Origin of the sequence: Ramlibacter aquaticus, assembly GCF_015159745.1 — a bacterium.
In the GTDB taxonomy this organism is placed as follows: Bacteria; Pseudomonadota; Gammaproteobacteria; order Burkholderiales; family Burkholderiaceae_C; genus Ramlibacter; species Ramlibacter aquaticus.
The window spans coordinates 39,771-62,740 of record NZ_JADDOJ010000004.1 but is presented as its reverse complement, the minus strand read 5'-3'; the positions used below and the strand labels follow the sequence as shown (position 1 = coordinate 62,740).

At 70.6% G+C, this 22,970-nt stretch carries 27 protein-coding genes; 6 read left to right on the top strand and 21 right to left on the bottom strand.

Features of this window, described 5'->3' with window-relative positions:
• Nucleotide 1: 1 nt before the first annotated feature.
• From IM725_RS02075 to IM725_RS02055, 5 genes are all read right to left on the bottom strand, one after another.
• Nucleotides 2-967, bottom strand: coding sequence for an ABC transporter permease (locus IM725_RS02075; RefSeq protein ID WP_193778903.1), 966 nt, complete (start codon nt 965-967; stop codon nt 2-4).
• A 16-nt stretch (nt 968-983) separates the two neighbouring features.
• Nucleotides 984-2,594, bottom strand: a complete 1,611-nt coding sequence (locus IM725_RS02070) for an ABC transporter substrate-binding protein (protein WP_193778902.1) — start codon at nt 2,592-2,594, stop codon at nt 984-986.
• A 31-nt stretch (nt 2,595-2,625) separates the two neighbouring features.
• The gene (cynS, locus tag IM725_RS02065) at nt 2,626-3,069 is read right to left on the bottom strand and encodes a cyanase (protein WP_193778901.1); all 444 of its coding nucleotides are present in this window, start codon (nt 3,067-3,069) and stop codon (nt 2,626-2,628) included.
• Between the two features lie 154 nt (nt 3,070-3,223).
• Nucleotides 3,224-3,880 carry a response regulator gene (locus IM725_RS02060; protein ID WP_193778900.1) on the bottom strand — a complete coding sequence of 219 codons (657 nt, stop codon included), beginning with the start codon at nt 3,878-3,880 and terminating at the stop codon, nt 3,224-3,226.
• The gene (locus tag IM725_RS02055) at nt 3,877-5,103 is read right to left on the bottom strand and encodes a sensor histidine kinase (protein ID WP_193778899.1); all 1,227 of its coding nucleotides are present in this window, start codon (nt 5,101-5,103) and stop codon (nt 3,877-3,879) included. Before IM725_RS02055 ends, IM725_RS02060 begins: the two co-directional genes overlap by 4 nt.
• Before the next feature lie 81 nt (nt 5,104-5,184).
• On the opposite strand from IM725_RS02055, the gene IM725_RS02050 reads away from it, so the two are divergent.
• Complete coding sequence (locus IM725_RS02050; protein ID WP_193778898.1) at nt 5,185-5,493, top strand: H-NS histone family protein; 309 nt, start codon at nt 5,185-5,187, stop codon at nt 5,491-5,493.
• A gap of 34 nt (nt 5,494-5,527) precedes the next feature.
• Nucleotides 5,528-6,217 carry a hypothetical protein gene (locus IM725_RS02045; protein ID WP_193778897.1) on the top strand — a complete coding sequence of 230 codons (690 nt, stop codon included), beginning with the start codon at nt 5,528-5,530 and terminating at the stop codon, nt 6,215-6,217.
• Nucleotides 6,218-6,256: 39 nt separating this feature from the next.
• Here the strand turns inward: IM725_RS02045 and IM725_RS02040 are convergent, their stop codons facing one another.
• The 7 genes from IM725_RS02040 to IM725_RS02010 all read right to left on the bottom strand — a co-directional run bounded on the left by IM725_RS02040 (nt 6,257) and on the right by IM725_RS02010 (nt 14,035).
• Nucleotides 6,257-7,531, bottom strand: coding sequence for an acyl-CoA dehydrogenase family protein (locus IM725_RS02040; protein WP_193778896.1), 1,275 nt, complete (start codon nt 7,529-7,531; stop codon nt 6,257-6,259).
• Nucleotides 7,532-7,560: 29 nt separating this feature from the next.
• Nucleotides 7,561-8,664, bottom strand: coding sequence for a phosphotransferase family protein (locus IM725_RS02035; protein ID WP_193778895.1), 1,104 nt, complete (start codon nt 8,662-8,664; stop codon nt 7,561-7,563).
• A gap of 15 nt (nt 8,665-8,679) precedes the next feature.
• Nucleotides 8,680-9,399: a Crp/Fnr family transcriptional regulator gene (locus tag IM725_RS02030; protein ID WP_193778894.1), complete on the bottom strand. Its 720-nt coding sequence runs from the start codon at nt 9,397-9,399 to the stop codon at nt 8,680-8,682.
• Between the two features lie 53 nt (nt 9,400-9,452).
• Nucleotides 9,453-10,232, bottom strand: coding sequence for an oxepin-CoA hydrolase, alternative type (locus IM725_RS02025; RefSeq protein ID WP_193778893.1), 780 nt, complete (start codon nt 10,230-10,232; stop codon nt 9,453-9,455).
• Nucleotides 10,233-10,238: 6 nt separating this feature from the next.
• Nucleotides 10,239-11,759: a 3-hydroxyacyl-CoA dehydrogenase gene (locus IM725_RS02020; protein WP_193778892.1), complete on the bottom strand. Its 1,521-nt coding sequence runs from the start codon at nt 11,757-11,759 to the stop codon at nt 10,239-10,241.
• Between the two features lie 7 nt (nt 11,760-11,766).
• Nucleotides 11,767-12,939, bottom strand: coding sequence for an MFS transporter (locus IM725_RS02015; RefSeq protein ID WP_287067654.1), 1,173 nt, complete (start codon nt 12,937-12,939; stop codon nt 11,767-11,769).
• 88 nt (nt 12,940-13,027) lie between these two features.
• Nucleotides 13,028-14,035, bottom strand: a complete 1,008-nt coding sequence (locus tag IM725_RS02010) for a D-2-hydroxyacid dehydrogenase family protein (protein ID WP_193778891.1) — start codon at nt 14,033-14,035, stop codon at nt 13,028-13,030.
• Nucleotides 14,036-14,136: 101 nt separating this feature from the next.
• On the opposite strand from IM725_RS02010, the gene IM725_RS02005 reads away from it, so the two are divergent.
• Nucleotides 14,137-14,652 (top strand): DUF1993 domain-containing protein, encoded by a 516-nt coding sequence (locus IM725_RS02005; RefSeq protein WP_193778890.1) that lies wholly within the window; start codon nt 14,137-14,139, stop codon nt 14,650-14,652.
• A 34-nt stretch (nt 14,653-14,686) separates the two neighbouring features.
• Here the strand turns inward: IM725_RS02005 and IM725_RS02000 are convergent, their stop codons facing one another.
• Nucleotides 14,687-15,025 (bottom strand): hypothetical protein, encoded by a 339-nt coding sequence (locus IM725_RS02000; RefSeq protein WP_193778889.1) that lies wholly within the window; start codon nt 15,023-15,025, stop codon nt 14,687-14,689.
• Nucleotides 15,026-15,142: 117 nt separating this feature from the next.
• Nucleotides 15,143-15,817: a transcriptional repressor LexA gene (gene lexA / locus IM725_RS01995; RefSeq protein ID WP_193778888.1), complete on the bottom strand. Its 675-nt coding sequence runs from the start codon at nt 15,815-15,817 to the stop codon at nt 15,143-15,145.
• Nucleotides 15,818-15,871: 54 nt separating this feature from the next.
• On the opposite strand from lexA, the gene IM725_RS01990 reads away from it, so the two are divergent.
• A complete protein-coding gene (locus tag IM725_RS01990) occupies nt 15,872-16,822 on the top strand; it encodes an asparaginase (RefSeq protein ID WP_407692493.1) in 951 nt (316 codons plus the stop codon).
• On the opposite strand, the gene adk is transcribed toward IM725_RS01990, so the two are convergent.
• The 7 genes from adk to IM725_RS20590 all read right to left on the bottom strand — a co-directional run bounded on the left by adk (nt 16,788) and on the right by IM725_RS20590 (nt 20,847).
• The gene (adk, locus tag IM725_RS01985) at nt 16,788-17,444 is read right to left on the bottom strand and encodes an adenylate kinase (RefSeq protein WP_193778886.1); all 657 of its coding nucleotides are present in this window, start codon (nt 17,442-17,444) and stop codon (nt 16,788-16,790) included. The two genes, IM725_RS01990 and adk, sit on opposite strands and share 35 nt — an antisense overlap.
• A gap of 109 nt (nt 17,445-17,553) precedes the next feature.
• Nucleotides 17,554-18,309, bottom strand: a complete 756-nt coding sequence (gene kdsB / locus IM725_RS01980; RefSeq protein ID WP_193778885.1) for a 3-deoxy-manno-octulosonate cytidylyltransferase — start codon at nt 18,307-18,309, stop codon at nt 17,554-17,556.
• Complete coding sequence (locus IM725_RS01975; RefSeq protein WP_193778884.1) at nt 18,306-18,515, bottom strand: Trm112 family protein; 210 nt, start codon at nt 18,513-18,515, stop codon at nt 18,306-18,308. Before IM725_RS01975 ends, kdsB begins: the two co-directional genes overlap by 4 nt.
• The gene (gene lpxK, locus IM725_RS01970) at nt 18,496-19,488 is read right to left on the bottom strand and encodes a tetraacyldisaccharide 4'-kinase (protein ID WP_193778883.1); all 993 of its coding nucleotides are present in this window, start codon (nt 19,486-19,488) and stop codon (nt 18,496-18,498) included. Before lpxK ends, IM725_RS01975 begins: the two co-directional genes overlap by 20 nt.
• The gene (locus IM725_RS01965) at nt 19,489-19,917 is read right to left on the bottom strand and encodes an ExbD/TolR family protein (RefSeq protein ID WP_193778882.1); all 429 of its coding nucleotides are present in this window, start codon (nt 19,915-19,917) and stop codon (nt 19,489-19,491) included.
• Complete coding sequence (locus IM725_RS01960) at nt 19,914-20,549, bottom strand: MotA/TolQ/ExbB proton channel family protein (protein WP_193778881.1); 636 nt, start codon at nt 20,547-20,549, stop codon at nt 19,914-19,916. The genes IM725_RS01965 and IM725_RS01960 overlap by 4 nt, the downstream gene beginning before the upstream one ends.
• A gap of 166 nt (nt 20,550-20,715) precedes the next feature.
• Entirely contained in the window at nt 20,716-20,847 is a 132-nt protein-coding gene (locus IM725_RS20590; RefSeq protein ID WP_265334978.1) for a hypothetical protein, read from the bottom strand.
• A gap of 33 nt (nt 20,848-20,880) precedes the next feature.
• Here IM725_RS20590 and xseA point away from each other — a divergent pair, with 33 nt between their 5' ends.
• Both xseA and IM725_RS01950 read left to right on the top strand, forming a co-directional pair.
• Entirely contained in the window at nt 20,881-22,230 is a 1,350-nt protein-coding gene (xseA, locus tag IM725_RS01955) for an exodeoxyribonuclease VII large subunit (RefSeq protein ID WP_193778880.1), read from the top strand.
• Nucleotides 22,231-22,292: 62 nt separating this feature from the next.
• The gene (locus tag IM725_RS01950; protein WP_193778879.1) at nt 22,293-22,874 is read left to right on the top strand and encodes a superoxide dismutase; all 582 of its coding nucleotides are present in this window, start codon (nt 22,293-22,295) and stop codon (nt 22,872-22,874) included.
• Nucleotides 22,875-22,970: the final 96 nt, after the last annotated feature.

Sequence of the window (22,970 nt, the reverse complement as noted above, 5' to 3'; positions counted from 1 at the left end):
GTCAGGCACGCCGCATGCGCGGGTCGACCAGCGGCTGCAGCATGTCCACCAGCAGGTTGAGCGCGACGAAGAACATGCACAGCACGAGGATGGTCCCCTGCAGCAGCGGGATGTCGCGCTGGAAGATGGCGGTGTTCAGCAGGAAGCCGGTGCCCGGCCAGGCGAACACGGTCTCCACCAGGATGGAGCCGCCCATGAGGTAGCCCAGCTGCAGGCCCGCCACCGCCAGGACCGTGGGCAGGGCGTTGCGCGCGACGTGGCGGAACACGGCGGCGCGCCCCAGGCCGCGGGCCCACAGGGCGGTGACGAACTCCTGCTGCAGGGTCTCGGCCACCAGGGCGCGCACGGTGCGGGTGACGATGCCCATGGGGATCACGCACAGCGTGAGGCCGGGCAGCACCAGGTGCCGCACGTGCGCCCAGTCCCAGGCCCAGGCGTTGCCGCCGGTGGCCGAACTGCCCGGGCCCGCGCCCATGGCGGGCAGCCAGTCCAGCCAGACCGAGAACACGATGGTGAGCACCAGGCCCAGCCAGTAGTGGGGCACGCTCACGCCCAGCACCGAGAAGCCGCTGGCCAGCCGGTCCACCACGCCGCCGATGCGGTTGCCCGCCAGGCCCCCCAGCACCACGCCCGCCGTCATGCCCAGCGCGGCCGCGAACAGCGCCAGCACCAGCGTGTTCTTCATGGCCGCCAGCACCTCCGAGCCCACGGCGCGGCCGGACGCGATGGAGACGCCCAGGTCGCCCTGCACGGCGCGCACCAGCCACAGGCCGTACTGCACCGGCAGCGGCCGGTCCAGGCCGTAGGTGCTGCGCAGGGCGGCCACCACGTCCGCCGGCGCGTCGGCCGGGGCGATCGCGTTCAGCGGGTCGCCGGGCGCGATGTACACCAGCAGGAAGGACAGCAGCGTCACACCCAGCGCGATCGGCAGGGTGTAGGCGAGGCGGCGCAGGAAATAGGCGAGCATGGGGCCGGCGTGCCTCTTACATCCCGATGGTGGTCAGGTCCTGGAACCAGTGCTGGGCCTGCACGAACTGCTTCACCTTGGGCGAGAGCGCGTGCGGGTTCACGTCGTGCACCACCCACAGCATCAGCGCCTGGTCGACCATGGTCTGGTGCAGGCTGGCCAGCAGCGCGTCCTGCTTCTTGGTGTCGAAGGTGGTGCGGACCTGCTCGATGGTCGCGTCCACCTTGGGGTCCATCAGGCCGCCCCAGTTCACGCCGTTGGGCGCGATGTAGTGGCTGTCCATGAAGCGCGTGATGGCGTAGAACGGGTCGGCCGTCACGTAGCCCAGGTTGATCGCGCTGATGCCCTTGCCGGCGTTCATGTCGGCCTTGGCACCGCTGCGCCAGTGCAGGTACAGGTTCTCCAGCTCGACGACCTCGAAGTCGATGTTGATGCCGATCTCGGCCAGGCTTTGCTGGATGAACTCGTTCATCGGCAGCGAGAGCATCTGGCCCGTGCCGCCCTGGGCGATGATGATCTTCGCCTTCAGGGGCTTGTCCTTGGAGTAGCCGGCCTGGGCCATCAGCGCGCGGGCCTGGGCGAGGTCGTACTTCAGGTCGAAGCTGGGCTTGCCGAACCAGGGGCTGGTGCGGTCCAGCTGGCCCTTGGCGGGCGTGGCCAGGCCGTTCAGCAGCTTCACGATGGCGTCGCGGTCGATCGCCAGGTTGGCCGCCTTGCGCACCCGGATGTCGGCCCAGGGGGAGCCCGGGTAGGTGCTGAAGTGGTAGGGCCAGACGTGCGGCGTCACGTTGGTCACGATGCGGAAGCCGCCCTTCTGCAGCTGCGGCAGCACGTCGGGCGGCGGCGTCTCGATCAGGTCGACCTGGCCGCTCAGGAGCGCGTTGGCGCGGGTGAGCGCGTCGGGAATGGGCAGCAGCACGATGCGGTCGGTCTTGGCCAGGCGCTTGGTATCCCAGTAGCCCGCGTTACGCACCAATTCGGCGCGCTCGCGCGGCACCAGCTTGTCGAGCTTGAAGGGGCCGGTGCCCGAGGGCTGGAAGGCCACCTTGCCCCAGTCGCGGCCCAGCTTCTCCCACTGCGCGGGGCTGGAGATCAGGAACCAGGGCAGCTGGTAGGGAAACAGCGCGTCCACGTCCTTGGTGGTGATCTCCACCGTCATCTCGTCCACCTTGCGCCAGCTCGCGATGGAGGGGATGCGCGGGCGCACCTGGGCGCTCTGCTTGGCGTCGAACTGCGGCGACTTGTCGTTCAGCACCTTGTCCAGGTTCCAGGTCACCGCGTCGGCGGTGAAGGCGGAGCCGTCGTGGAACTTGACGCCCTTGCGCAGGTGGAAGGTCCACTTGCGCGGGTCCTTGGGGTCGGCCTTCCAGTCGGTGGCCAGGCCGGGCACCAGCTTGCCCGGGCGGGTGCCGACATCGGCCTCCCAGGCGACCAGCGGGTCGTACAGCGTGTGGCCGGTGAACTGGTAGGCACCGGCGCCCCGGTCGGGCTGGCCGGTGGTCAGCGGGATGTCGGCCATGGAGATGCCGTAGCGGGCGACGGTCTCGGCGAGCGCGGCCTGCGCCAGGCCCAGGGCGAGCGGCAGGGCCAGGGCCAGGCGGCGGATGCTTTTCAGGAGGGTGTCCATCGTGATCCTCGGGGCGGGGGGTGGATGAAGATCAGTACTGCTTGTAGGGCAGGAACTTGCCCGAGAGCACCACGTTGACGCGGTCGCCCTTGGGATCGGGCTGGCGCACGATGTCCATGCTGAAGTCGATCGCACTCATGATCCCGTCGCCGAATTCCTCGTGGATCAATTCCTTGATCGTGGTGCCGTAGACGCTGACGATCTCGTACCAGCGGTAGATCAGCGGGTCGGTGGGCACGGGGGTGGGCAGCGAGCCCTTGTACGGCACCACCTGCAGCCACTTCTGCTCCTCGGCGTTGAGGCCGAAGATGCGGCCCAGCACCTTGGCCTGCTTCTCGTCGAAGGTCATCTGGCCCAGGCAGCCGGCCGTGACCCACTCCTTGCTGAGGCCGACCTTCTTGGCGATGTCCTCCCACTTGAGGCCTTTGGACACCTTGGTGGCGATGATCTTCTCGGTGACGTCGTTGCGGTTCATGGGGACTCCGTTGTCGAAAATGGGGAAAAAGGCAGACGCGATAGGGAGGCCTACGCAAGCTGCGGACCAGCCCGGGCCGGCAGGGGGTCGGGTGCGCAAGATCGCGGGGGCTGCGGCGACAGCGTGTAGTGCCAGCCCTACACGGCCCGGCGCATCAGCGGGCCAGGCCGCTGCGGGCCAGGCGCTCCGCGTACAGCGCCAGTTCCACGTCGTTGCGGGCGCCCGTCTTTTCCAGCACGCGCGTCCGGTAGGTGCTCACGGTGTTGGGCGCCAGCTTGAGGCGTGCACCAATTTCGCTCACGGTCATGCCTTCGGTGAGCAGGCGGAAGACCTGGTGTTCGCGGTGCGACAGGGCTTCGACGCCGCCGGCCTTGCCGGCACCCGCCCAGACGGAGGCCGCCAGCGCTTCGGCCGTGGCGGCCGTCAGGTAACGGCCGCCGGCCGCCACCTTGCGCACCGCCGCCACCATGTCGTCGGGGTCCGCGCTCTTGTTGAGGTAGCCGCCGGCGCCCAGCTGGATGCAGCGCACCGCGTACTGGCCTTCCGGGTAGGTGCTGAGCATCAGCACCGGCAGGCCGGGGTGGTCACGGCGCAGCGCCTGCAGCACTTCCAGGCCGTCCAGGCCGGGCAGGGCGATGTCCAGCAGCACCAGGTCCAGGCCGGCCGTGCCGCCGCAGGCCGCCACCTTCGCCAGCACCTCGGGGCCGCTGCTGACCTCGGCCTGCACCCGCACGTCCTCGGCGTCCGCCAGCACCTGTTTCAGGCCCTCGCGCACCACGCGGTGGTCGTCGCCGATCAGCACCCGGATCATGGCGCCGCGCCCCGCAAGGGCATGCGCAGCGCCACGCGGGTGCCACGGCCGGGCCCGCTCTGGATCGTGACCTCGCCGCCGAAATGACGGGCGCGTTCGCGCATGCCCATGACGCCGTAGGCCGTCGGGGCCTGGAAGGCCTGCGCCGGCGCGCCCCGGCCGTCGTCGCGCACCTGCAGCCGCAGCGTGCCGGCCCGCACGGTGATGCGCACGTCCAGCGCGCCTGCCTGCGCATGGCGCCCCACGTTGCTGAGCATCTCCTGGAAGATGCGGAACACGGCCATCGCCTGGGGTTCGGGCAGGTGCAGCCCCGCGGTGCCGTGCATCGCCCAGGCGAGCGAGAGCTCGGCCGACTGCGCGAAGTCGCGCGCCTGCCATTCCAGCGCCGCCCACAGGCCCTGGTGGTCCAGGATGCTGGGACGCAGGTCGGTGATGATGCGGCCCACGTTGTCGACCGCGGCCTCGATCAGCCGGCTCATGTTGCGGCACTTGGACTGCAGACGGCTGCGCATGGCCTCGGCCTCGTGCGGGCTGCGCTGGCCCTGTTCGCCCAGGCGCTTGTCCATCCAGTTCACATCCATCTTCAGCGCCACCAGCAGGCTGCCCAGTTCGTCATGGACCTCGCGGGCGATGCGGGTGCGCTCCTCCTCGCGCACGGATTCGGAGTAGGCGGCCAGTTCGCGCAACTCGCCCAGCGCCACGGACAGCGCCTGCGTGCGCTCGGCCACGCGCGCCTCGAGCTCGTCGTTGGCGCGCGCCAGTTCGTCGTGGGCCTGCTGCAGCGCCCGGGCGGCCTGGCGCCTGCCGGTGATGTCGGAGAAGGTGACCACCGCGCCCAGCACCTCCCCGCCGTCCAGCAGCGGGTGGCTGGAATATTCGACCGGGAAGGGCCGGTGCGTCCGGTCCCAGAACACCTCGGTGTCGATGCGGCAGGGCAGGCCGCTGCGGAAGGCGTTGAAGATGGGGCAGTCCTGCGTGGGGTAGGGCTGTCCGTTGGCGTGGGAGTGGTGGGTCAGTTCGTGCATGTTGCGGCCCAGCACCTGGTCCTGTGTCCAGCCCAGCATGCGTGCCGCGGCCTGGTTGATGAAGGTGCAGTTGCCCGCCAGGTCGATGCCGAACACGCCTTCCCCGGTGGATTCGAGCAGCAGTTCGAGCTGGCCCTGGCGCAGCGGATCCAGCGGCCGGCGCCGCCGTGCGGCCGGGGGAGTGACGGCTGTTTGCATGCAGTCATCGCGGCAATATTCGTGCCATGGATGCGGCTCGCAGCAGACCGGCGTTTAGAATCGCCGCACGAAAGGACAACCATGGCAACTGTCGCTGAACTCCTGAAACAGAAGCAAGAGATCGAGGCCCAGATCGCGGCCGCGCGCGATGCCGAGCGCTCCGACGCCGTCCGTGCCGTGCGCGCGATGGTGGAGCAGCATGGCCTGTCCGCTGAAGACATCTTCGGCAGTGGCCGCAAGGGCCGCAAGCCGCGCGGTGCCAGCCCCAGCGCCGGCACCCGCGTGGCGCCCAAGTACCGTGACCCCGCCACCGGCCAGACCTGGTCGGGCCGCGGCCGCGAGCCGGCCTGGCTGCGCGGCAAGTCGCGCGACGATTTCGCGATCCGCTGACGCCCGCCGCCTGCCGAAGTCCCGTACGGGATTCATGTTCGATCGCATCAAGAAAGCCTTCGGCCGGTCGAACGACCTGGCGGGAGGCAAGCCGTCGGCCGCTGCGCCGTCGGCGCTGGGCCCCGTCTCCCAATGGGCGGCGAGCCAGGGCTGGGACCTGCGTGCCGATGCCGGGCAAGGCATGACGCTGGAGGGGCAGGTGCAGGGGCGGCCCTGGCGCCTGCAGATCGGCCCGTCCACCCGCGGCTACATCCGCAACCATGACGAGCTGCGTGCGCGGGCCGAACTGGGCCTGGCGCCTGGGGTGGCCGTGCTGGTGATCAACCGCGCCCTGAAGGACCAGCTGGAGCGCCAGGCCTACCGGATGTACACCGACAGCCTGCAGACCTCGCTGGATTCGTCCATGCCCGAGGAAATGCGCTGGCTCTCCATCTACGACGAGGTGGGCTGGGACACCCTGCCCATCGAGTTCTGGAAGCGTTTCAGCGTGCTGTCGGACCGGCGCGAAACCGCGCAGGCGCTGCTGGATGCGTCTCTGGCCGACAGCCTGATGCACTGGCCGCAGCCCGGCCCGTCGCCGGAAGACCCGATGCTGCTGCTGGTGATGAACGGCAAGGCTTACCTGCGCATGGCCCTGAACCCGGCGCGGCTGCCCACGCTGCAGCACGCCTCGGCGGTCTTCAGCGCGGCCTGCGAGCGCGCGCTGGCCGCCTTTCCGGGGTGATCCGCCCGCCCCGGCCCCGCAGGGCCAGGGCGCGGGCGCTCAGCCGCCGCGCGTGACCGGCACCTGGGCGTCGGCGCCGTAGGCGCCGTACTTGCCCAGCTCCCACTTGGCGATGGCGGCGCGGTGCACTTCGTCCGGGCCGTCGGCGAAGCGCAGCGTGCGGGCATGCGCCCAGGCCGAGGCGAGCGGGAAGTCACCGCTCATGCCGCCGCCGCCGTGCACCTGCATCGCCCAGTCGATCACGTCCAGGGCCATGTTGGGCGCCACCACCTTGATCATCGCGATCTCGGTGCGGGCGACCTTGTTGCCTGCGGTGTCCATCATCCAGGCGGCCTTCAGGGTGAGCAGGCGCGCCATGTCGATCTTGCAGCGCGCCTCGGCGATGCGCTCCTGCGTCACGCTCTGCTGCGCCACGGTCTTGCCGAAGGCGGTGCGCGAGAGGGCGCGGCGGCACATCAGTTCCAGCGCGCGCTCGGCCAGGCCGATCAGGCGCATGCAGTGGTGGATGCGGCCGGGGCCCAGGCGGCCCTGGGCGATCTCGAAGCCACGGCCCTCACCCAGCAGGATGTTGGCGGCCGGCACGCGCACGTTCTCGAAATACATCTCCACGTGGCCGTGCGGCGCGTCGTCGTAGCCCATCACCGTCAGCGGCCGCACGATGCGGATGCCGGGGGTGTTGGCGGGCACGATGATCATGCTCTGCTGCGAGTGGCGGGGCGCTTCCGGGTCGGTCTTGCCCATGGTGATGAAGACCTGGCAGCGCGGGTCGCCGGCGCCGGAGATCCACCACTTGTGGCCGTTGATCACGTACTCGTCGCCCTGGCGCTCGATGCGGGTGCAGATATTGGTCGCGTCCGAGGAGGCGACCTCCGGCTCGGTCATCGCGAAGGCCGAACGGATCTCGCCTTCCAGCAGGGGCTTGAGCCAGAGCGCGCGCAGCTCGGGCGAGCCGTAGCGGGCGATGGTCTCCATGTTGCCGGTGTCGGGCGCCGAGCAGTTGAACACCTCGCTGGACCAGGGCACCGCGCCCATGATCTCGGCCAGCGGCGCGTACTCCTGGTTGGTCAGGCCGGCGCCGTCGTAGCCCGAGGCCTGCGCGCTGTCCACGGGCAGGAACAGGTTCCACAGGCCGGCGGCCCGGGCCTTGGGCTTGAGCTTCTCGATGGTCTGCAGCGGCGTCCAGCGCTTGCCGGCCTTGGTGTTGGCCTCGAGTTCCGCCTCGACTTCCTTTTCGGCCGGGTAGATGTGGTCGTTCATGAACTTCTTCAGGCGGGCCTGCAGTTCACGCGTCTTGGGGGAGTAATCGAAGTCCATCTTGTCTTCCTCGTTGATGCCCGGTGGTCTCAAGCTTTCTGGGCGAATTCCCAGGCCAGCTCGGCCATGGGCCGTGCGCTGGCGCCGGATGCGGCGGCCTGGGCGCTGGAGGCGGTGCCCGCCTCCACGCGCTTGGCGATTCCCTGCAGGATCGCGGCGATCCTGAACATGTTGTAGGCCAGGTAGAAGTTCCAGTCGGCCTTGAGTTCGTCCACCGTGGCCAGGCCCGTGCGGTCGCAGTAGCGGCGCATGTAGTCGTCTTCGGCCGGGATGCCCAGGCCGGGCAGGTCCAGCCCGCCGATGCCCCGGAAGGAGCCGTGCGGAATGTGCCAGGCCATGCAGTGGTAGCTGAAGTCGGCCAGCGGATGCCCCAGCGTGGACAGCTCCCAGTCCAGCACGGCGATGATGCGCGGCTGCTGCGCGTCGAACATCAGGTTGTCCAGCCGGTAGTCGCCGTGCACGATGGAAATCTTGCTTTCGTCGCGCGCGGCCGCCGGGATGTGGGCAGGCAGCCACTCGACCAGCTTTTCCATCGCCGGGATGGGCTGCGACATGGGGCCGGCGCCGTCCGTGGACGCCTTGTACTGCTTGGTCCAGCGGCCGATCTGGCGCTCGAAGTAGTTGCCGGGCTTGCCGTAGCCCGCCAGCCCCTGCTTGGCGAAGTCGACAGTGTGCAGCGCCGCGATGACGCGGTTCATCTCGTCGTAGATCTCGCCGCGCTGGGCCTGCGTCATGCCGGGCAAGGCCTGGTCCCAGAGCACGCGGCCCTGCATGAACTCCATCACGTAGAACGCGCGGCCGATGACCTCCTCGTCCTCGCACAGCACGTGCATCCTGGGCACCGGCACGCCTGTGCCCGCCAGCCCCGACATCACCGCGAATTCGCGCTCGATCGCGTGTGCGGAGGGCAGCAGCTTGGCCACCGGGCCGGGCTTGGCGCGCATCACGTAGCTGCGCTCGGGCGTGAGCAGCTTGTAGGTCGGGTTGGACTGCCCGCCCTTGAACATCTCCACCTGGAGCGGGCCGCGGAAGCCCGGGAGCCGTCCGCTGAGCCATTTCTCAAGGGCGGCGACGTCGAAGCGGTGCTTCTCCGCGACTTCGCGCGTGCCGATGAAGTGATCGAATTCAGACATGCAGGGTCTCGTGTTCTAGTTGTCGGCTTCGATGATGCGCATCAGGGCATCGCGGTTGCGCACCACCAGGCCGCCCGGCTCGATGCGGATGACCTCTTCGCGCTCCAGGGTCTTGAGCTCCTGGTTCACGCGCTGGCGCGAGGCGCCCAGCAGGTGCGCCAGCTCCTCCTGCGCCAGCTGCAGGCCGATGCGCACCTCGCGCCCATCGGCCAGCGAGGGCACACCGTAGCTGCGCACCAGGTGGGTGAGCTGCTTGGCCAGGCGCGCGCGCAGCGGCAGGGTGTTGAGGTCTTCCACCAGGCCGAACAGGGTGCGTATGCGCCGCGCCTGAAGGAACATGAGCGCCTCGTACAGCTCCACGTGCTGCGACAGGATCTTGCGCAAGTCGCCGCGCGAGACCGAGAGCAGGGTGGTTTCGCCATGCGCGAAGGCATCGTGCGTGCGGCGCTCGCCGTCGAAGATCGCCACGTCGCCGAACCAGACCCCCGGCTCCACGTAGGTCAGCGTGACCTGCTTGCCGGTGATCGAGGTCGAGCTCACGCGCACGGCGCCGCGCGCCACCGCGCTCCACGCCTCGGCCGGGTCGCCGCGCGCGCAGATCAGGTCGGCGTCCTTGTAGCGTTTGACGTAGGCGCATCGCAGGATGTCGTGGCGCAGGGACGGTGAGAGTTGGGAAAACCAGCGACCGGAATTGATCGCCTCGCGTTCCTCGATGGTAAGAATGGGGTCGTCCATGGTCTGTCGTTTGAGTGACTGCCGCGGCAGGGGCTGTCGCCTGTGGGACCCGGCTACCGGTAGTCGGGCTTGCGCTTGCCGAGGAAGGCCTCGATGCCGATGCCGGCATTGGGGTGGTGCAGGTTGCGAACGAAATGGTCGCGCTCGGCCGCCAGGTGGCGGTTGAGCGTCGCGCCGTCGGCGTCGCCCAGCAATTCCTTGATGCTGGCCATCACGTTGGGCGCGCGCGCGTTCAGGCGCTCGGCCAGGTTTAGGGCTTCGGCCAGGGCTTCGCCGTTGCCAGCGATGCGGTTGACCACGCCCAGCGCGTGCAGGCGCTCGGCCGTGGTGCGCTCGCCCCCCATGAGCAGCTCGCTGGCCAGCTGGCGCGGCAGAGCATGGGCGAGCGACCAGCTGGCGCCGCCGTCGGGCGAGAGGCCCACGCCGCTGTAGGCCATCACGAAGACCGCGTCATGGGCCGCGACGATCAGGTCGCAGGCCAGCGCCAGCGAGAACCCGGCGCCCGCGGCGGCGCCTTCCACGGCCGCGATCACGGGCTTGGGGAAGGTGCGGATCGCCTCGATCCAGCCGTGCAGGCCCTCGATGCTCTGCGCCTGCACCTCGGGCGGCTTCTGCCGGTTGCCCAGCAGCCGCTGCAGGTTGCCGCCGGCGCAGAAGGTGCTGCCTTCGCCCGTGATCACCACGCTGCGCACCTCCGGGTTGGAGTCGGCGGCGTTCAGGGCCTCGACGCCGGCGGCGTAGATTTCCGGGCCCAGCGCATTGCGGTTCTCGGGGTTGCTGATGGACAGCACCAGGGTGCGGCCTTCGCTGCGGCTCTTGAGTTCGGCGGCCATGGCGGGTCAGGGTTCCTCGTGCAGCAGCGACAGGCCGATGGCGCCGCGCCGGCGCAGCCAGGGGCTGGGGCGGTAGCGCGGGTCGCCGTAGACGGTCTGCATGTTGAAGAGCACCTCGAGGATGTTGGAGGGGCCCCAGCGGTCGCCCATGGCCAGCGGGCCTAGCGGGTAGCCCAGGCCCAGCGTCACGGCCAGCTCCAGGTCCTTGGGGCTGCAGATGCGCTGCTGGCAGATATCCGCGGCGATGTTGACGATGGTGGCGACCACGCGCTGCGTGACGAAGCCGCCCGAATCGCGGATCACGCTCACCGGCTTGCCGTCGCGCGCGAACAGCGCGTGCGCGGCGTCGCGCATGTCCTCGCGCGTGGCCGGGTTGGTGGCCAGCACGCGGCGCTTGGTGGCCGCGTCGTCGATCAGCATGTCGATGCCCACGGTGCGGGCCGGGTCCAGCCGTTCGACCACCGCCACGGTGGTGACGTCGAAGCCCAGCGGCGCGACCACGGTCAGGGCGTGGAGCGAGGGCGACTGGCCGGTCTCGATCTTCGCGCCCAGGTCCTTGAGCAGCTGGTACAGCTCGGCCCGGCGCGCAGCGCGGGTGGAGACCCACACGGGCGGCAGCTCCGCCACCTGCGGCACCGGCGGTTCGGCGGGCACCACGGCCTTGCCGCCCTCGTAGCGGTAGAAGCCGTCGGCCGTCTTGCGTCCCAGCACGCCGCCCGCCAGGCGCTGCGCGGTGATCACGCTGGGGCGGTAGCGGGCTTCCTCGTAGTACTGGTGGTAGATGGATTCCATGACCGGGTGCGACACGTCCAGCGCGGTGAGGTCCATCAGCTCGAAGGGGCCGAGCTTGAAGCCGGCCTGGTCGCGCAGGATGCGGTCTACCGTGGCGAAGTCCGCCACGCCTTCACCCACCAGGCGCAGGGCCTCGGTGCCGTAGCCGCGGCCGGCGTGGTTGACGATGAAGCCGGGGGTGTCCTGGGCCTGCACCGGGGTGTGGCCCATCTTGCGGGCGAAGGCCGACAGTCCCTCGCACACCGCCGGGTCGGTCTTCAGGCCGGCGATGACCTCGACCACCTTCATCAGCGGCACCGGGTTGAAGAAGTGGTAGCCCGCGACGCGCTGGGGCGCCTTCAGGCCGGCCGCGATCGCGGTGACGGAAAGCGAGGAGGTGTTGGTGGCCAGCACCGCGTCGGGCCGAAGGATCTCCTCGAGCTGCGCGAACAGCGACTTCTTGGCTTCCAGCTTTTCGACGATGGCTTCGATCACCAGGTCGCAGCTGGCCAGCCCCTGCAGGCCATCGGCCGGCTTCAGCCGCTGCTTGCAGGCCTGCACGGCGGCCTCGTCCATGCGGCCCTTTTCGAGCAGGCGGTCCCATTGGGCACAGATTTCGGTGCGCGCCTTCTCGACGGCGGCGGGCTGGGCATCGTGGAGCAGGACGGTGCTGCCGGCCTGGGCCGCGATCTGCGCGATTCCCCGGCCCATGGCACCCGTCCCCACGACGCCGACGGTGGGGTCGTTCAGGTTCATCGGGCGATTATGTGGCAGTGCGGGACGGCCCCGCCTTGGCACTCACCCCCATGCACGCCAGCATGACGGCGAAGCCGGCCCAGTGCAGCCAGTCCATGCGCCCGCCGGCGATCAGCCAGCCCCCGGTGGCCGCGCCCACGGCCTGGCCGGCGTAGAGCGCGGAACTGTTGAGCGCCACCGTGGCGGGCGCCAGCACCGGCGCGAACGCAACCAGCCGGGCCTGCTGGGCCGAATTGCTGGAGAACAGGCCCAGCGCCCAGGGAATGCACACCAGGCCCGCGAGGGCCAGGCTGGTCGCCAGGGGCCAGGCCAGCAGGCTGAGCGCGATGCAGCCCAGCGCGATCATCACGGCCCGCGGCGCGCCGATCCGGTCCACATGGCGCGACATCAGCACGTTGCCGATGAAGCCGAAGGCGCCGAACCACAGGAAGAGCAGGCTGAGCGTGGTGGGCGTCACCCCCAGCTTGGCGCGCCAGTAGGGCGCGAAGTAGGAGAACAGCACGAACTGCCCGGCGGAGGACAGCAGGGTCACCGCGATGCACAGCACCAGCCCGCGGTGGCGCAGGGCCTCGCCCCAGGCCGCGGCCGAGAGGGCCTGCGGACGTACGCCGTCGGGCAGGCGCACCCAGACCCAGGCCGCGCTGACCAGGCTGAGCACCGCCACAAGGCCGAAGGCCGCGCGCCAGCCGAACAGGGCGGCGATGAAACTGCCCATGGGAACGCCCAGCACCGAGGCCACCGACCAGCCCAGGAACACGAGCGTGATGGCGCGGCCGCGCATCGCGGGCGGCACCAGCAGGCCCACGCTGGCGGCGGCCTGCGGGGTGAAGATCGCGGGCGACACCACGGCCATCACCCGCAAGGCCAGCAAGACCCCGTAGCTGGGCGCGAAGGCACAGGCCGCGTGCAGCAGGCCGTACCACAGCATGGACAGGGCGAGCAGCCGGCGCCGGTCCCAGCCGGCCACCACCGTGGCGAGCAAGGGCGCACCCAGGCACATCAGGGCGGCCGCGGCTGCGATCAGCTGGCCGGCCACGGGCACCGACACCTGCAGGTCGCTGCTGATCTCGTTGAGCGTGGCCTGGACCACCATCACCCCGCTGCCGATGACGAAGTTGCCGAACAGCAGGGGCCAGAGGACCGCGGGCAGTCGGTCGGCGGTCGGGGCGGTGTCTTGCACAGGGTGTGGGGGCAGGGAAGGGAAGCCGATTATTCCTGCCCGCCGGGCCCGGGCCTGTCCCCGCCGCGGCGCCTGGCCGCGGGCCGGGTCAGCGCCGCACCTGCAGCGCGCCCGGGTTGACGATGTTGGTCGGCGTGCCGCGGATGAAATTCACTACGTTGTCGAAGGCGGCGCCGAAGTACAGCTCGTAGCTGTCCAGCTCGACGTAGCCGATGTGCGGCGTGCAGATGCAGTTTTCCAGGCGCAGCAGGGCGTGGCCCTGCAGGATGGGCTCGCTCTCGAACACGTCCACGGCCGCCATGCCCGGGCGACCGCGGTTGAGGGCGGCGATCAGCGCGTCGGGCTCGATGAGCTCGGCGCGCGAGGTGTTCACCAGCAGTGCGGTGGGCTTCATGCGGCCCAGGTCTTCCAGCGTGACGATGCCGGTGGTTTCCTCGGCAAGGCGCAGGTGCAGGCTGAGCACATCACTGGACTGGAACAGCTCCTCGCGGCTGAGCGCGGCCTGCAGGCCGTCGGCGACCGCGCGCTCGCGGGCGCCCTGGCTGCCCCAGACCATCACCTTCATGCCGAAGGCCCGGCCGTAGCCGGCGACCAGCTGGCCGATCTTGCCGTAGCCCCAGATGCCCAGGGTGCGGCCCTTGAGCACCATGCCCAGGCCGAAGTTCACCGGCATGGAGGCGGACTTCATGCCCGACTGCTGCCAGCCGCCGTGCTTGAGCGTGCTGATGTACTGCGGCAGGCGGCGCATGGCGGCCATGATCAGCGCCCAGGTGAGCTCGGCCGGCGCCACCGGGGAGCCCACGCCCTCGGCCACGGCGATGCCCCGCTCGGTGCAGGCCTGCACGTCGATGTGCGAGCCGACCCGCCCGGTCTGCGAGATCATGCGCAGCCGCGGCAGCTTTTCCAGCAGCTGGCGCGTGAGGTGCGTCCGCTCGCGGATCAGCACGATCACGTCGGCGTCCCGCAGGCGTACCGACAGCTGGCCGATGCCCTTCACGGTGTTGGTGTAGACCTTGGCCGGGTAGTGCTCGAGCTTGGACGCGCACTGCAGCTTCCTCACCGCGTCCTGGTAATCGTCGAGGATCACAATGTTCATGCCCGGATTGTGCCTCGGGCCAAGCTCGTCACCGGCTGCGGCGCCCTGCGCGGAAGGCTAGGATGCGCGCTTTGCCTGCCCGAAGGGGCCGAGGAGGAACCATGTCACTGTCGATGTCCAGCGCCAGCCTGCCGGTGCTGCAGACCATGCTCAACAATCTGTCGCACATCCTGGCCAAGGGCCAGGCTTTTGCCGAAGCCCGCAAGATCGACCCGACGGCGCTGCTGCAGTACCGCATGGCGCCTGACATGCTGCCCTTCACCCGCCAGATCCAGATCGCCTGCGACATGTCCAAGCTGGGCGTGGCGCGCATCGCGGGGGTGGAAGCGCCCAAGTTCGACGACAACGAGGCCAGCTTCGCCGACCTGCGCGGCCGCATCCAGAAGACCCTGGACTGGCTGGCCACCGTGCCCGCCGCCCAGATCGACGGCACCGAGGACAAGGAAATCACCTTCCCCGTGGGCCGCGAAGCCACCCGCACCATGAAGGGCGAGGCCTACCTGAAGCACTGGGTGCTGCCCAACGTGTTCTTTCACGTCACCACGGCCTACCTGATCCTGCGCCACAACGGCGTGGAGCTGGGCAAGGCCGATTACCTGGCGGGCGCCCAGGCCTGAGTTGCCGGCCCGGGAACGGCGGGCCGGCCGGGCGTCAGGTGGCTGCGGCTTCCAGCGCCGCGAGCCGCTCGAGCTCGGCGCACACATCGGCCAGCCGGCCCGAGATCACCATGCGGGCGCCAGCGACGCGACGGCTGCCGGCCTCGGCCACGCGCAGCACGCGCACCGGGCTGCGGGGAATGCGCTGCACCGCCGGGACGGTGCTGCGCGTGCCGCCGCCGCCGGTGGGCGCGCGGCCGCCGCCCGTGACGACGATGGGACGCAGCGCCGCCGGCGGGCGCGGTGCGTCACCGGCGCGGCCGCCAGCGATGCGCGCCGCCGCATTGCGCAGCGCGCGGAACAGGGAAGAAAAACGGGACATCGGACGTGCCATGCGACTCTCCTTGAGAAGGGGTGGGACACGGCAGGATTGCGTGGTGGAAGGCTGGCCCGCAGGGTGATGGCGCACCCAGCGCCATACGCCCGCCACCTGCGGCCAGCCCGGTCTTGCCTACATCAGCATCGTGTTGCGGATCAGGCCGACGGCCAGGCCTTCGATCTCGAAGGGCTCGCCGGGCTCGACCACGATGGTGGGGTAATCCGGGTTCTCGGCGTGCAGCTCGATCAGGTGCTTGTTGCGCTTGAAGCGCTTGACCGTGACCTCGTCGCCCAGCCGCGCGACCACGATCTGGCCGTTCTTCGCTTCCCGGGTGGACTGCACCGCGAGCAGGTCGCCGTCCATGATGCCGGCGTCGCGCATGGACATGCCGCGCACCTTGAGCAGGTAATCGGGGCGGCGCTGGAACAGGCTGCTCTCGACGTAGTAGGTCTGGTCCACGTGTTCCTGGGCCAGGATGGGCGAGCCGGCGGCCACGCGGCCGACCAGCGGCAGGGCCAGCTGCGCCAGGCTGGGCAGGGGCAGCGAGAACTGCTTGATGCGCGACTCGTTGATGCTGCGCAGCGCCTCGCTGCGCAGGCGGATGCCGCGCGAGGTGCCGCTCACCAGCTCGATCACGCCCTTGCGGGCCAAGGCCTGCAGGTGTTCCTCGGCCGCATTGGCCGACTTGAACCCGAGCTCGGCGGCGATCTCCGCCCGGGTGGGCGGCGCGCCGGTGCGCGCGATGGCGCTTTGAATCAGGTCCAGAATCTGCTGTTGGCGCGGGGTCAGCTTCGGTTGGTCGAGCATGTCGGCTCCTGTTTGCCTATCCAGTAGCTGTATTTTTAACCAGTTTTCACAGGAGTGCAAGTGGCACGCCCAACCATCGCCGTCCTGGGCACAGGCGGCACCCTGGCGGGATCGTCCGCCAGCGCGACCGACAACGTCGGCTACACCGCGGCGCAGATCGGCATCGAGGCCATCCTCGCCGGTATCCCCGGCCTGCGGGACCTGCCGCTCGCCAGCGAGCAGGTGGCCCAGCTCGACAGCAAGGACATGGACTTCGCCACCTGGGGCCGGCTGCTCGCGCGCTGCCAGGCGTGGCTGGCCCGCGACGAGGTGCAGGGCGTGGTCATCACGCACGGCACCGACACGCTGGAAGAGACCGCGTATTTCCTGCACCGGATGCTGGACACGGCCAAGCCCGTGGTGCTGACCTGCGCCATGCGGCCGGCGACCTCCATGAGCCCGGACGGGCCGCAGAACATCCTGGACGCCCTGGCGGTGGCTTCGGCTGCGGGTGCGCAGGGCGTGGTCGCCGTGTGCGCGGGGGTGGTCCACGACGCGGTGCAGGTCAGCAAGGTGCACCCCTACCGCCTAGACGCCTTCGCCAGCGGCGAGGCCGGCCCGCTGGCCTATGTGGAGGACGGGCAGGTGCGGCCGGTGCGGGCCTGGGTGCCCACGGCGCCCCGTGCGCTGGACTGGCCGGCCGGGGCCTGGCCTCGGGTGGAGATCGTGATGAACCACGCCGGCGCCGGGGGCGGCATGGTGCGCGCGCTGGTGCGCGACGGCGTGCAGGGCATCGTGGTGGCCGGCACGGGCAACGGCTCGGTGGCGCAGCCGCTGCTGGATGCGCTGCAGGAGGCCCGCGAGGCGGGCGTGGCCCTGGTGCGGACCACGCGCTGCAGCCAGGGACCCATCGTGCGGCACGCGGGCGAAACCCTGCCCGCGAGTGCCCTGTCGCCCGTCAAGGCGAGGATCGAGCTGGTGCTGGACCTGCTCAGGCCGCCAGCGCGGCCAGCGCCCGGGCGGTGATCTCGTCGACGCTGCCCAGGCCGCTGATGGCCCGGTAGCGGGGTGCCGAGGCCGGGTCGGCCTGGGCCCAGCCGGCGTAATAGTCGACCAGCGGCCGTGTCTGGGCGGCGTAGACCTCCAGGCGCTTCTTCACGGTCTCTTCCTTGTCGTCGTCGCGCTGCACCAGGGGCTCGCCGGTGACGTCGTCCACGCCGGCGACCTTGGGCGGGTTGAACTTGACGTGGTAGGTGCGGCCCGAGGCCGGGTGCGAACGGCGGCCGCTCATGCGCTCGATGATGGCCTCGAAGGGCACGTCGATCTCCAGCACGTAGTCGAGCTTGACGCCGGCCGCCTTCATCGCGTCCGCCTGCGGGATGGTGCGCGGAAAGCCGTCGAAGAGGAAACCGTTGGCGCAGTCGGGCTGGGTGATGCGCTCCTTCACGAGCCCGATGATGATGTCGTCGCTGACCAGCGCGCCCGAATCCATGACCTTCTTCGCCGCGAGGCCCAGCGGTGTGCCGGCCTTGACGGCGGCGCGCAGCATGTCACCCGTGGAGATTTGTGGGATGCCGTATTTCTGGCAGATGAAGGCTGCTTGTGTGCCTTTGCCCGCGCCGGGCGCGCCCAACAGAATCAGTCTCATGGATGTCCTCGTAAGTTGTTCTGGGAGATGCTGCGGTGCGCCGCGGGCGGGGCTGGCCCGCCGTCGCGCATGATGGCTTGGAGAATATCACGCGACCCTTCGCGGACCCTTACGCCGGCCAGCCGGCGCGCACCCGCGCAAGGTCCTCGGGCGTGTCCACGCCGATCCCGGGCGCATGCGTGCTGACATGCACCGCGATGCGGTGGCCGTGCCAGAGCGCGCGCAACTGCTCCAGCGCCTCGATGCGCTCCAGCGGCGCCGGCGGCAGGCCGGGAAAGCTGCGCAGGAAGCCGGCGCGGTAGCCGTAGATGCCGACGTGGCGCAAGGGCGCCGGGTCCGGGAGGGTGCTCACCCCGCCGGCGTAGCCGTCGCGCCACCAGGGCATGGGCGCGCGGCTGAAGTAGAGCGCGAGCCCGGCGGCGTCGGTCACCACCTTCACGATGTTGGGGTTGAGGAAGTCCTCGACGCTGGCGATGGGGTGGGCGGCGGTGCTCATGGCCGCGTCCGGGTGCGCGGCCAGCAAGGCCGCGACCTCGTCGATCAGGGCCGGTTCGATCAGGGGCTCGTCCCCTTGCACGTTGACCACCGCGTCGCGCCCGTCCAGGCCCAGCTGCTCGCAGGCTTCGGCCAGCCGGTCGCTGCCGGAGGCATGGTCGGCGCGCGTCAGCACGGCCTGCACGCCGTGCGCCGCGCAGGCCTGCACGATCCGCGCATCGTCGGCGGCGACCACCACGCGGGCGGCGCCGGAGCGGGCGGCCCGTTCGGCCACGCGGACCACCATGGGCTTGCCGGCGATGTCGGCCAGCGGCTTGTCGGGCAGGCGGGTGGAGGCCAGCCGCGCGGGGATGAGGACGCTGAAGCTCATCCCACGAGCGGGGTGCGGCGGGGCAGGCTCTCCAGTTCCTCGTCGCTGAGCGTGCGTGCCTGCTCCTCGAGCATCACCGGGATGCCGTCGCGGATCGGGTAGGCCAGGCGGGCGCTGCGGGACCAGAGTTCCTGGCGCGTGCGCGCGTAGTCCAGCGGGCCCTTGGTCACCGGGCAGACCAGGAGTTCAAGCAGCTTGGGGTCCATGCGGCGATGATAGCTGCGCGTCCAGCAGGCGGTCGAAGTCCTGCCAGAAGCCGGGATCGAGCTGCAGTTGCAGCCCGACGGCCCAGGCCCCGGGCGCATGCCGCCACAGCTTGGCGGCGTCCTTCTCGGTGCACACCAGTTCCAGCCCGCCGGCGGCGACGGGCGCGTCGAAGGCGTGGTGGTCCGGCAGGGCCAGGGTCTGCCGGGGCACGACGCCGGCCTCGCGCAGCATGCCGAAGAAGGCCTCGGGGCGAGCGATGCCGGCCAGGGCCAGCAGGGGGCGGCGCGCGAGCTCGGCCAGGGGCATGCGCCTGCCGTCCGCGCGACTGGCTTCGGGCGCGAGTGCGCGGCGCAGCGGGTGGCCCGCCACCCCGGCCAGGCCGACCGGGCAGAGCACCAGGTCGACCGGGCGCGGCCAGGCCTCGCGCAGCGGGCCGGCCGGCAGGCGCCAGCCGTTGCCCGTGCCGCGCTCGTCGAACACGCAGACCTCCAGGTCGCGCGCCAGCGCATGGTGCTGCAGCCCGTCGTCGCTCACGATCACCCGCACCTCGGGGTGGGCGGCAAGAAGGGCCCGGCCGGCGTCGGCCCGTCGCTCGCCCACGAACACGGGGCAGGCGGTGCTGCGTGCCACCAGCAGCGGCTCGTCGCCCGTGTCGGCCGGGCTGTCGCCGGCGCGCACCTCGCGCACGCCCCGGCTGCGGCGGCCGTAGCCGCGCGAGACCACGCCCGCCGCGATGCCCCGCTCGCGCAGGTGGCGAAGGATCTCGATGACGACCGGGGTCTTGCCGGCGCCGCCCGCCACCACGTTGCCCACGACGACGACGGCCACCGGCAGGCGCTCGCGGCGCAGCAGGCCCACGCGGTACAGCCCGCGGTGCAGCCCGGCGAGGAGGGCGTACAGCCTGGAGAGCGGCCACAGCAGGCAGGCGAGCGGGCCGCGCCCCCGCCAGGCCCGCTGCAGCGTGGCTCCCACTCAGCGGCTCCCGGCGGCGGCCGAAGACTGGGTGGCGAAGGTGATCTGGTTGAGGCTGTTGCGGCGCGCCGCCTCCATCACGCTGATGACCGACTGGTGCGTCGCCGTCGCATCCGCGGTGATGATGACCACGCTGGTCTTGGCGCCCTGGGCGGCGGCGCCCAGCGCCTGGGTCAGCGCTTCCACGCCCCGGCCGGAGACCGCCTGGCCCTGCACCAGGTAACGGCCGTCGCTGGTCACGCCGACCACGATCTCGTTCGGGTAGTCGCGCTGGGCGTCCGCGTCCGCCACCGGCAGCTTGAGCTGCAGCTCGGTGAAGCGGCTGTAGGTGGTCGACAGCATCAGGAAGATGAGCACCACCAGCAGCACGTCGATGAAGGGGATCAGGTTGATCTCCGGCTCCTCGCGGGAGCGGCTGCGGAAGTTCATGGCCGGCCGCGCAGGGTGTTCAGGTGGCGCGCGAAGCGCTCGGCCGACAGCTCCAGCGTGAGCAGGAAGAAGTCGACCCGGCTGCGGAAGTAGCGCCAGAAGATCAGCGTGGGGATGGCCACCACCAGGCCGAAGGCGGTGTTGTAGAGCGCCACGGAGATGCCGTGCGCGAGCTGCACCGGGTTGCCGCCGGTGGCGCCCCCGGCCGAGGACTGGGCGCCGAAGATCTCGATCATGCCGATCACCGTGCCCAGCAGGCCGAGCAGCGGCGCGGCGGAGGCGATGGTGGCCAGGGCGCTCAGGTAGCGCTCCAGCCGGTGCGCGACCTCGCGGCCGGTGTTCTCCATGGTGGCGCGCAGGTCGACCTCGCTGCAGCGCGGGTCGTTGTTGAGCGCGCGCAGCCCGCTGGCCAGCACCTCGCCCAGCGCGGAGTTCTGCGACAGCTGGCCCACCACGTCCGGCGAGGGCACCGACTGGCGCGAGGCCGAGAGGGCTTCCTCGAGCAGTCGAGGGGGCGCCACCTTGTCGGTCCTGAGGCTCAGGAACCGTTCGATGACCAGGGCGAGCGCCAGGATGGAGCAGGCGACCAGGGGCCAGATCGGCCAGCCTGCGGCTTGTATGATGGACAGCAAGGGAAGGGGCTCCGCCGGTTTTGTCAGGGAAACAGCGGCCGATTATCGTGTACCTCGACGCCTGTAGGCGACGGCCGCGTCTTCGTAGGACCTGACCCACAATTCTTGTGGATAACTTTGTTGAGAACACGTCCTGGGCGCGCGCAAACCCGCGCCAGCATTGCCTTCATGACGTTTCGATGACAAATTGAGCAGAAAAAAAGCGTTCCAGATCAATGGCTTGCACCAAGGAATCTGCATTTCCGGCTGATGCCGGGCCGCGCACCGGCGCGGGGCTCGCGCTGTGGATGGATTTCATGCGCCAAAGCCGCGCCAGCGCTGGGATTTCCTGATGTCCAGTGCAGTTCCGGCGCCGTCGCCGCGCGTGTGGTCCGTGGGTGCGCTCTGCCGGGCCGTGGCCGACACGGTCGATGCGCGCTTCAACCCGGTGGCCGTGCGCGGCGAACTCACCGGTTGCTCGCGGCCTTCGAGCGGCCACCTCTACTTCTCGCTCAAGGACGCCAGCGGCCAGATCCGCTGCGCGATGTTCAGGCGCGCCGCCGGCCAGCTCGACTTCGTGCCGCGCGACGGCGAGGCCGTGGAGGCCTGGGGCCGGCTGGGCGTCTACGAGGCCCGCGGCGACCTGCAGCTGGTGGTCGAGCGGCTGACCCGGGCCGGGCAGGGCGCGCTGTTCGAGCAGTTCCTGCGGCTGAAGGCGAAGCTGGAGGCCGAGGGCCTGTTCCATGCCGGGCGCAAGCGCGAGCTGCGCGACCTGCCGCGCGGGATCGGGCTGGTCACCTCGCCCGGGGCGGCCGCGCTGCACGACGTGGCCACCGCACTGCGGCGGCGCGCACCCCATGTGCCGGTGCTGCTCGCGCCGGCCGCCGTGCAGGGCGCGCAGGCGCCGGGCGAGCTGGTGCGAGCCCTGGAGTCCCTGTATGCGCTCTCCACCTCGCAGCCGCTGGACGTCATCCTCCTGGTGCGGGGCGGCGGCGCCATCGAGGACCTGTGGGCCTTCAACGACGAGCAGCTGGCCAGGACGCTGGCGCGCAGCCCGGTCCCGGTCGTGAGCGGGGTGGGCCACGAGACCGACTTCACGATCGCCGATTTCGTGGCCGACGTGCGCGCGCCCACGCCCACCGCGGCGGCCGAGCTGGCGGCCCGCCCGCGCGAGGCCTGGCTGGACGAGCTGGACCAGAGCGAGGGCGTGCTGCGCGATGCGGTGCAGGCCCGGCTGGACGCCGCGGCGATGCGCCTGGACCAGGCCGCCTCGCGCCTGGGCCGGCCGCTGGGGCGCATCGCGCAGCAGCAGCTGCGCCTGGCCCGCGCCTCGCACAGCCTGCGCATGGCGCTGGGCACGGGGCTGGAGCGGGAACGCGGGCTCCTGGCAGCGGGCGCCAGCGGCCTGCAGCGCGCCGCCCAGGCGCGGCTGGCGCACGAGGAGCGCCTGCTGCAGGCCTGGGCGCCCCGGCTGCAGCGTGCGGCCGGACGCAGCGTCGAGCGCGGCCAGCACCAGCTCGACCGCGCCGCCCTGCGCCTGGAACTGCTGGACCCGCGGCTGGTGCTGCAGCGCGGCTACGCCATCCTCACCGACCCCGAGGGCCACGCCGTCACGCGGGCTGCCGGGGTGCAGCCCGGCCAGGCCCTGACCGCCTCGCTCGCCGATGGGGACATTGCGCTGCAGGTCCAGGCCCGGCCATGAATTAATTCATAGAATCAGGTCCCTCCGGATTCCGATCCCAACGAACAGGAAGCACACCCACCATGGAACACACCCTGCCGCCGCTGCCGTACCCGATCGACGCGCTCGCGCCGAACTACTCCAAGGAGACCCTGGAGTACCACTGGGGCAAGCACCACAACGCCTACGTGGTGAACCTGAACAACCTGCAGAAGGGCACCGAGTTCGAGAACATGAACCTGGAGGAGATCGTCAAGAAGTCCTCCGGCGGCGTGTACAACAACGCGGCCCAGATCTGGAACCACACCTTCTTCTGGAACTGCATGAAGCCCAATGGCGGTGGCGAGCCCACGGGCGCGCTGGCGCAGGCGATCGACGCCAAGTGGGGCAGCTACGCGGCCTTCCGCGAAGCCTTCGTGAAGTCGGCCGTCGGCAACTTCGGCTCGGGCTGGACCTGGCTGGTGAAGAAGGCGGACGGCAGCGTGGACATCGTCAACACCGGCGCGGCCGGCACGCCCCTGACCACGGCCGACAAGGCCCTGCTGACCGTGGACGTGTGGGAGCATGCCTATTACATCGACTACCGCAACCTGCGCCCGAAGTTCGTGGAGACCTTCCTGGACAAGCTGGTGAACTGGGAGTTCGCGCAGAAGAACTTCGCCTGAGGCGAAGCGGCCGGCGCAGTCCCGCCCGGGGCGCGCCATCCTCCAGGGCCCGCGCCGGGGCCCGCGTGGATACCGGCATCTGAAGGCCCCCTCGGG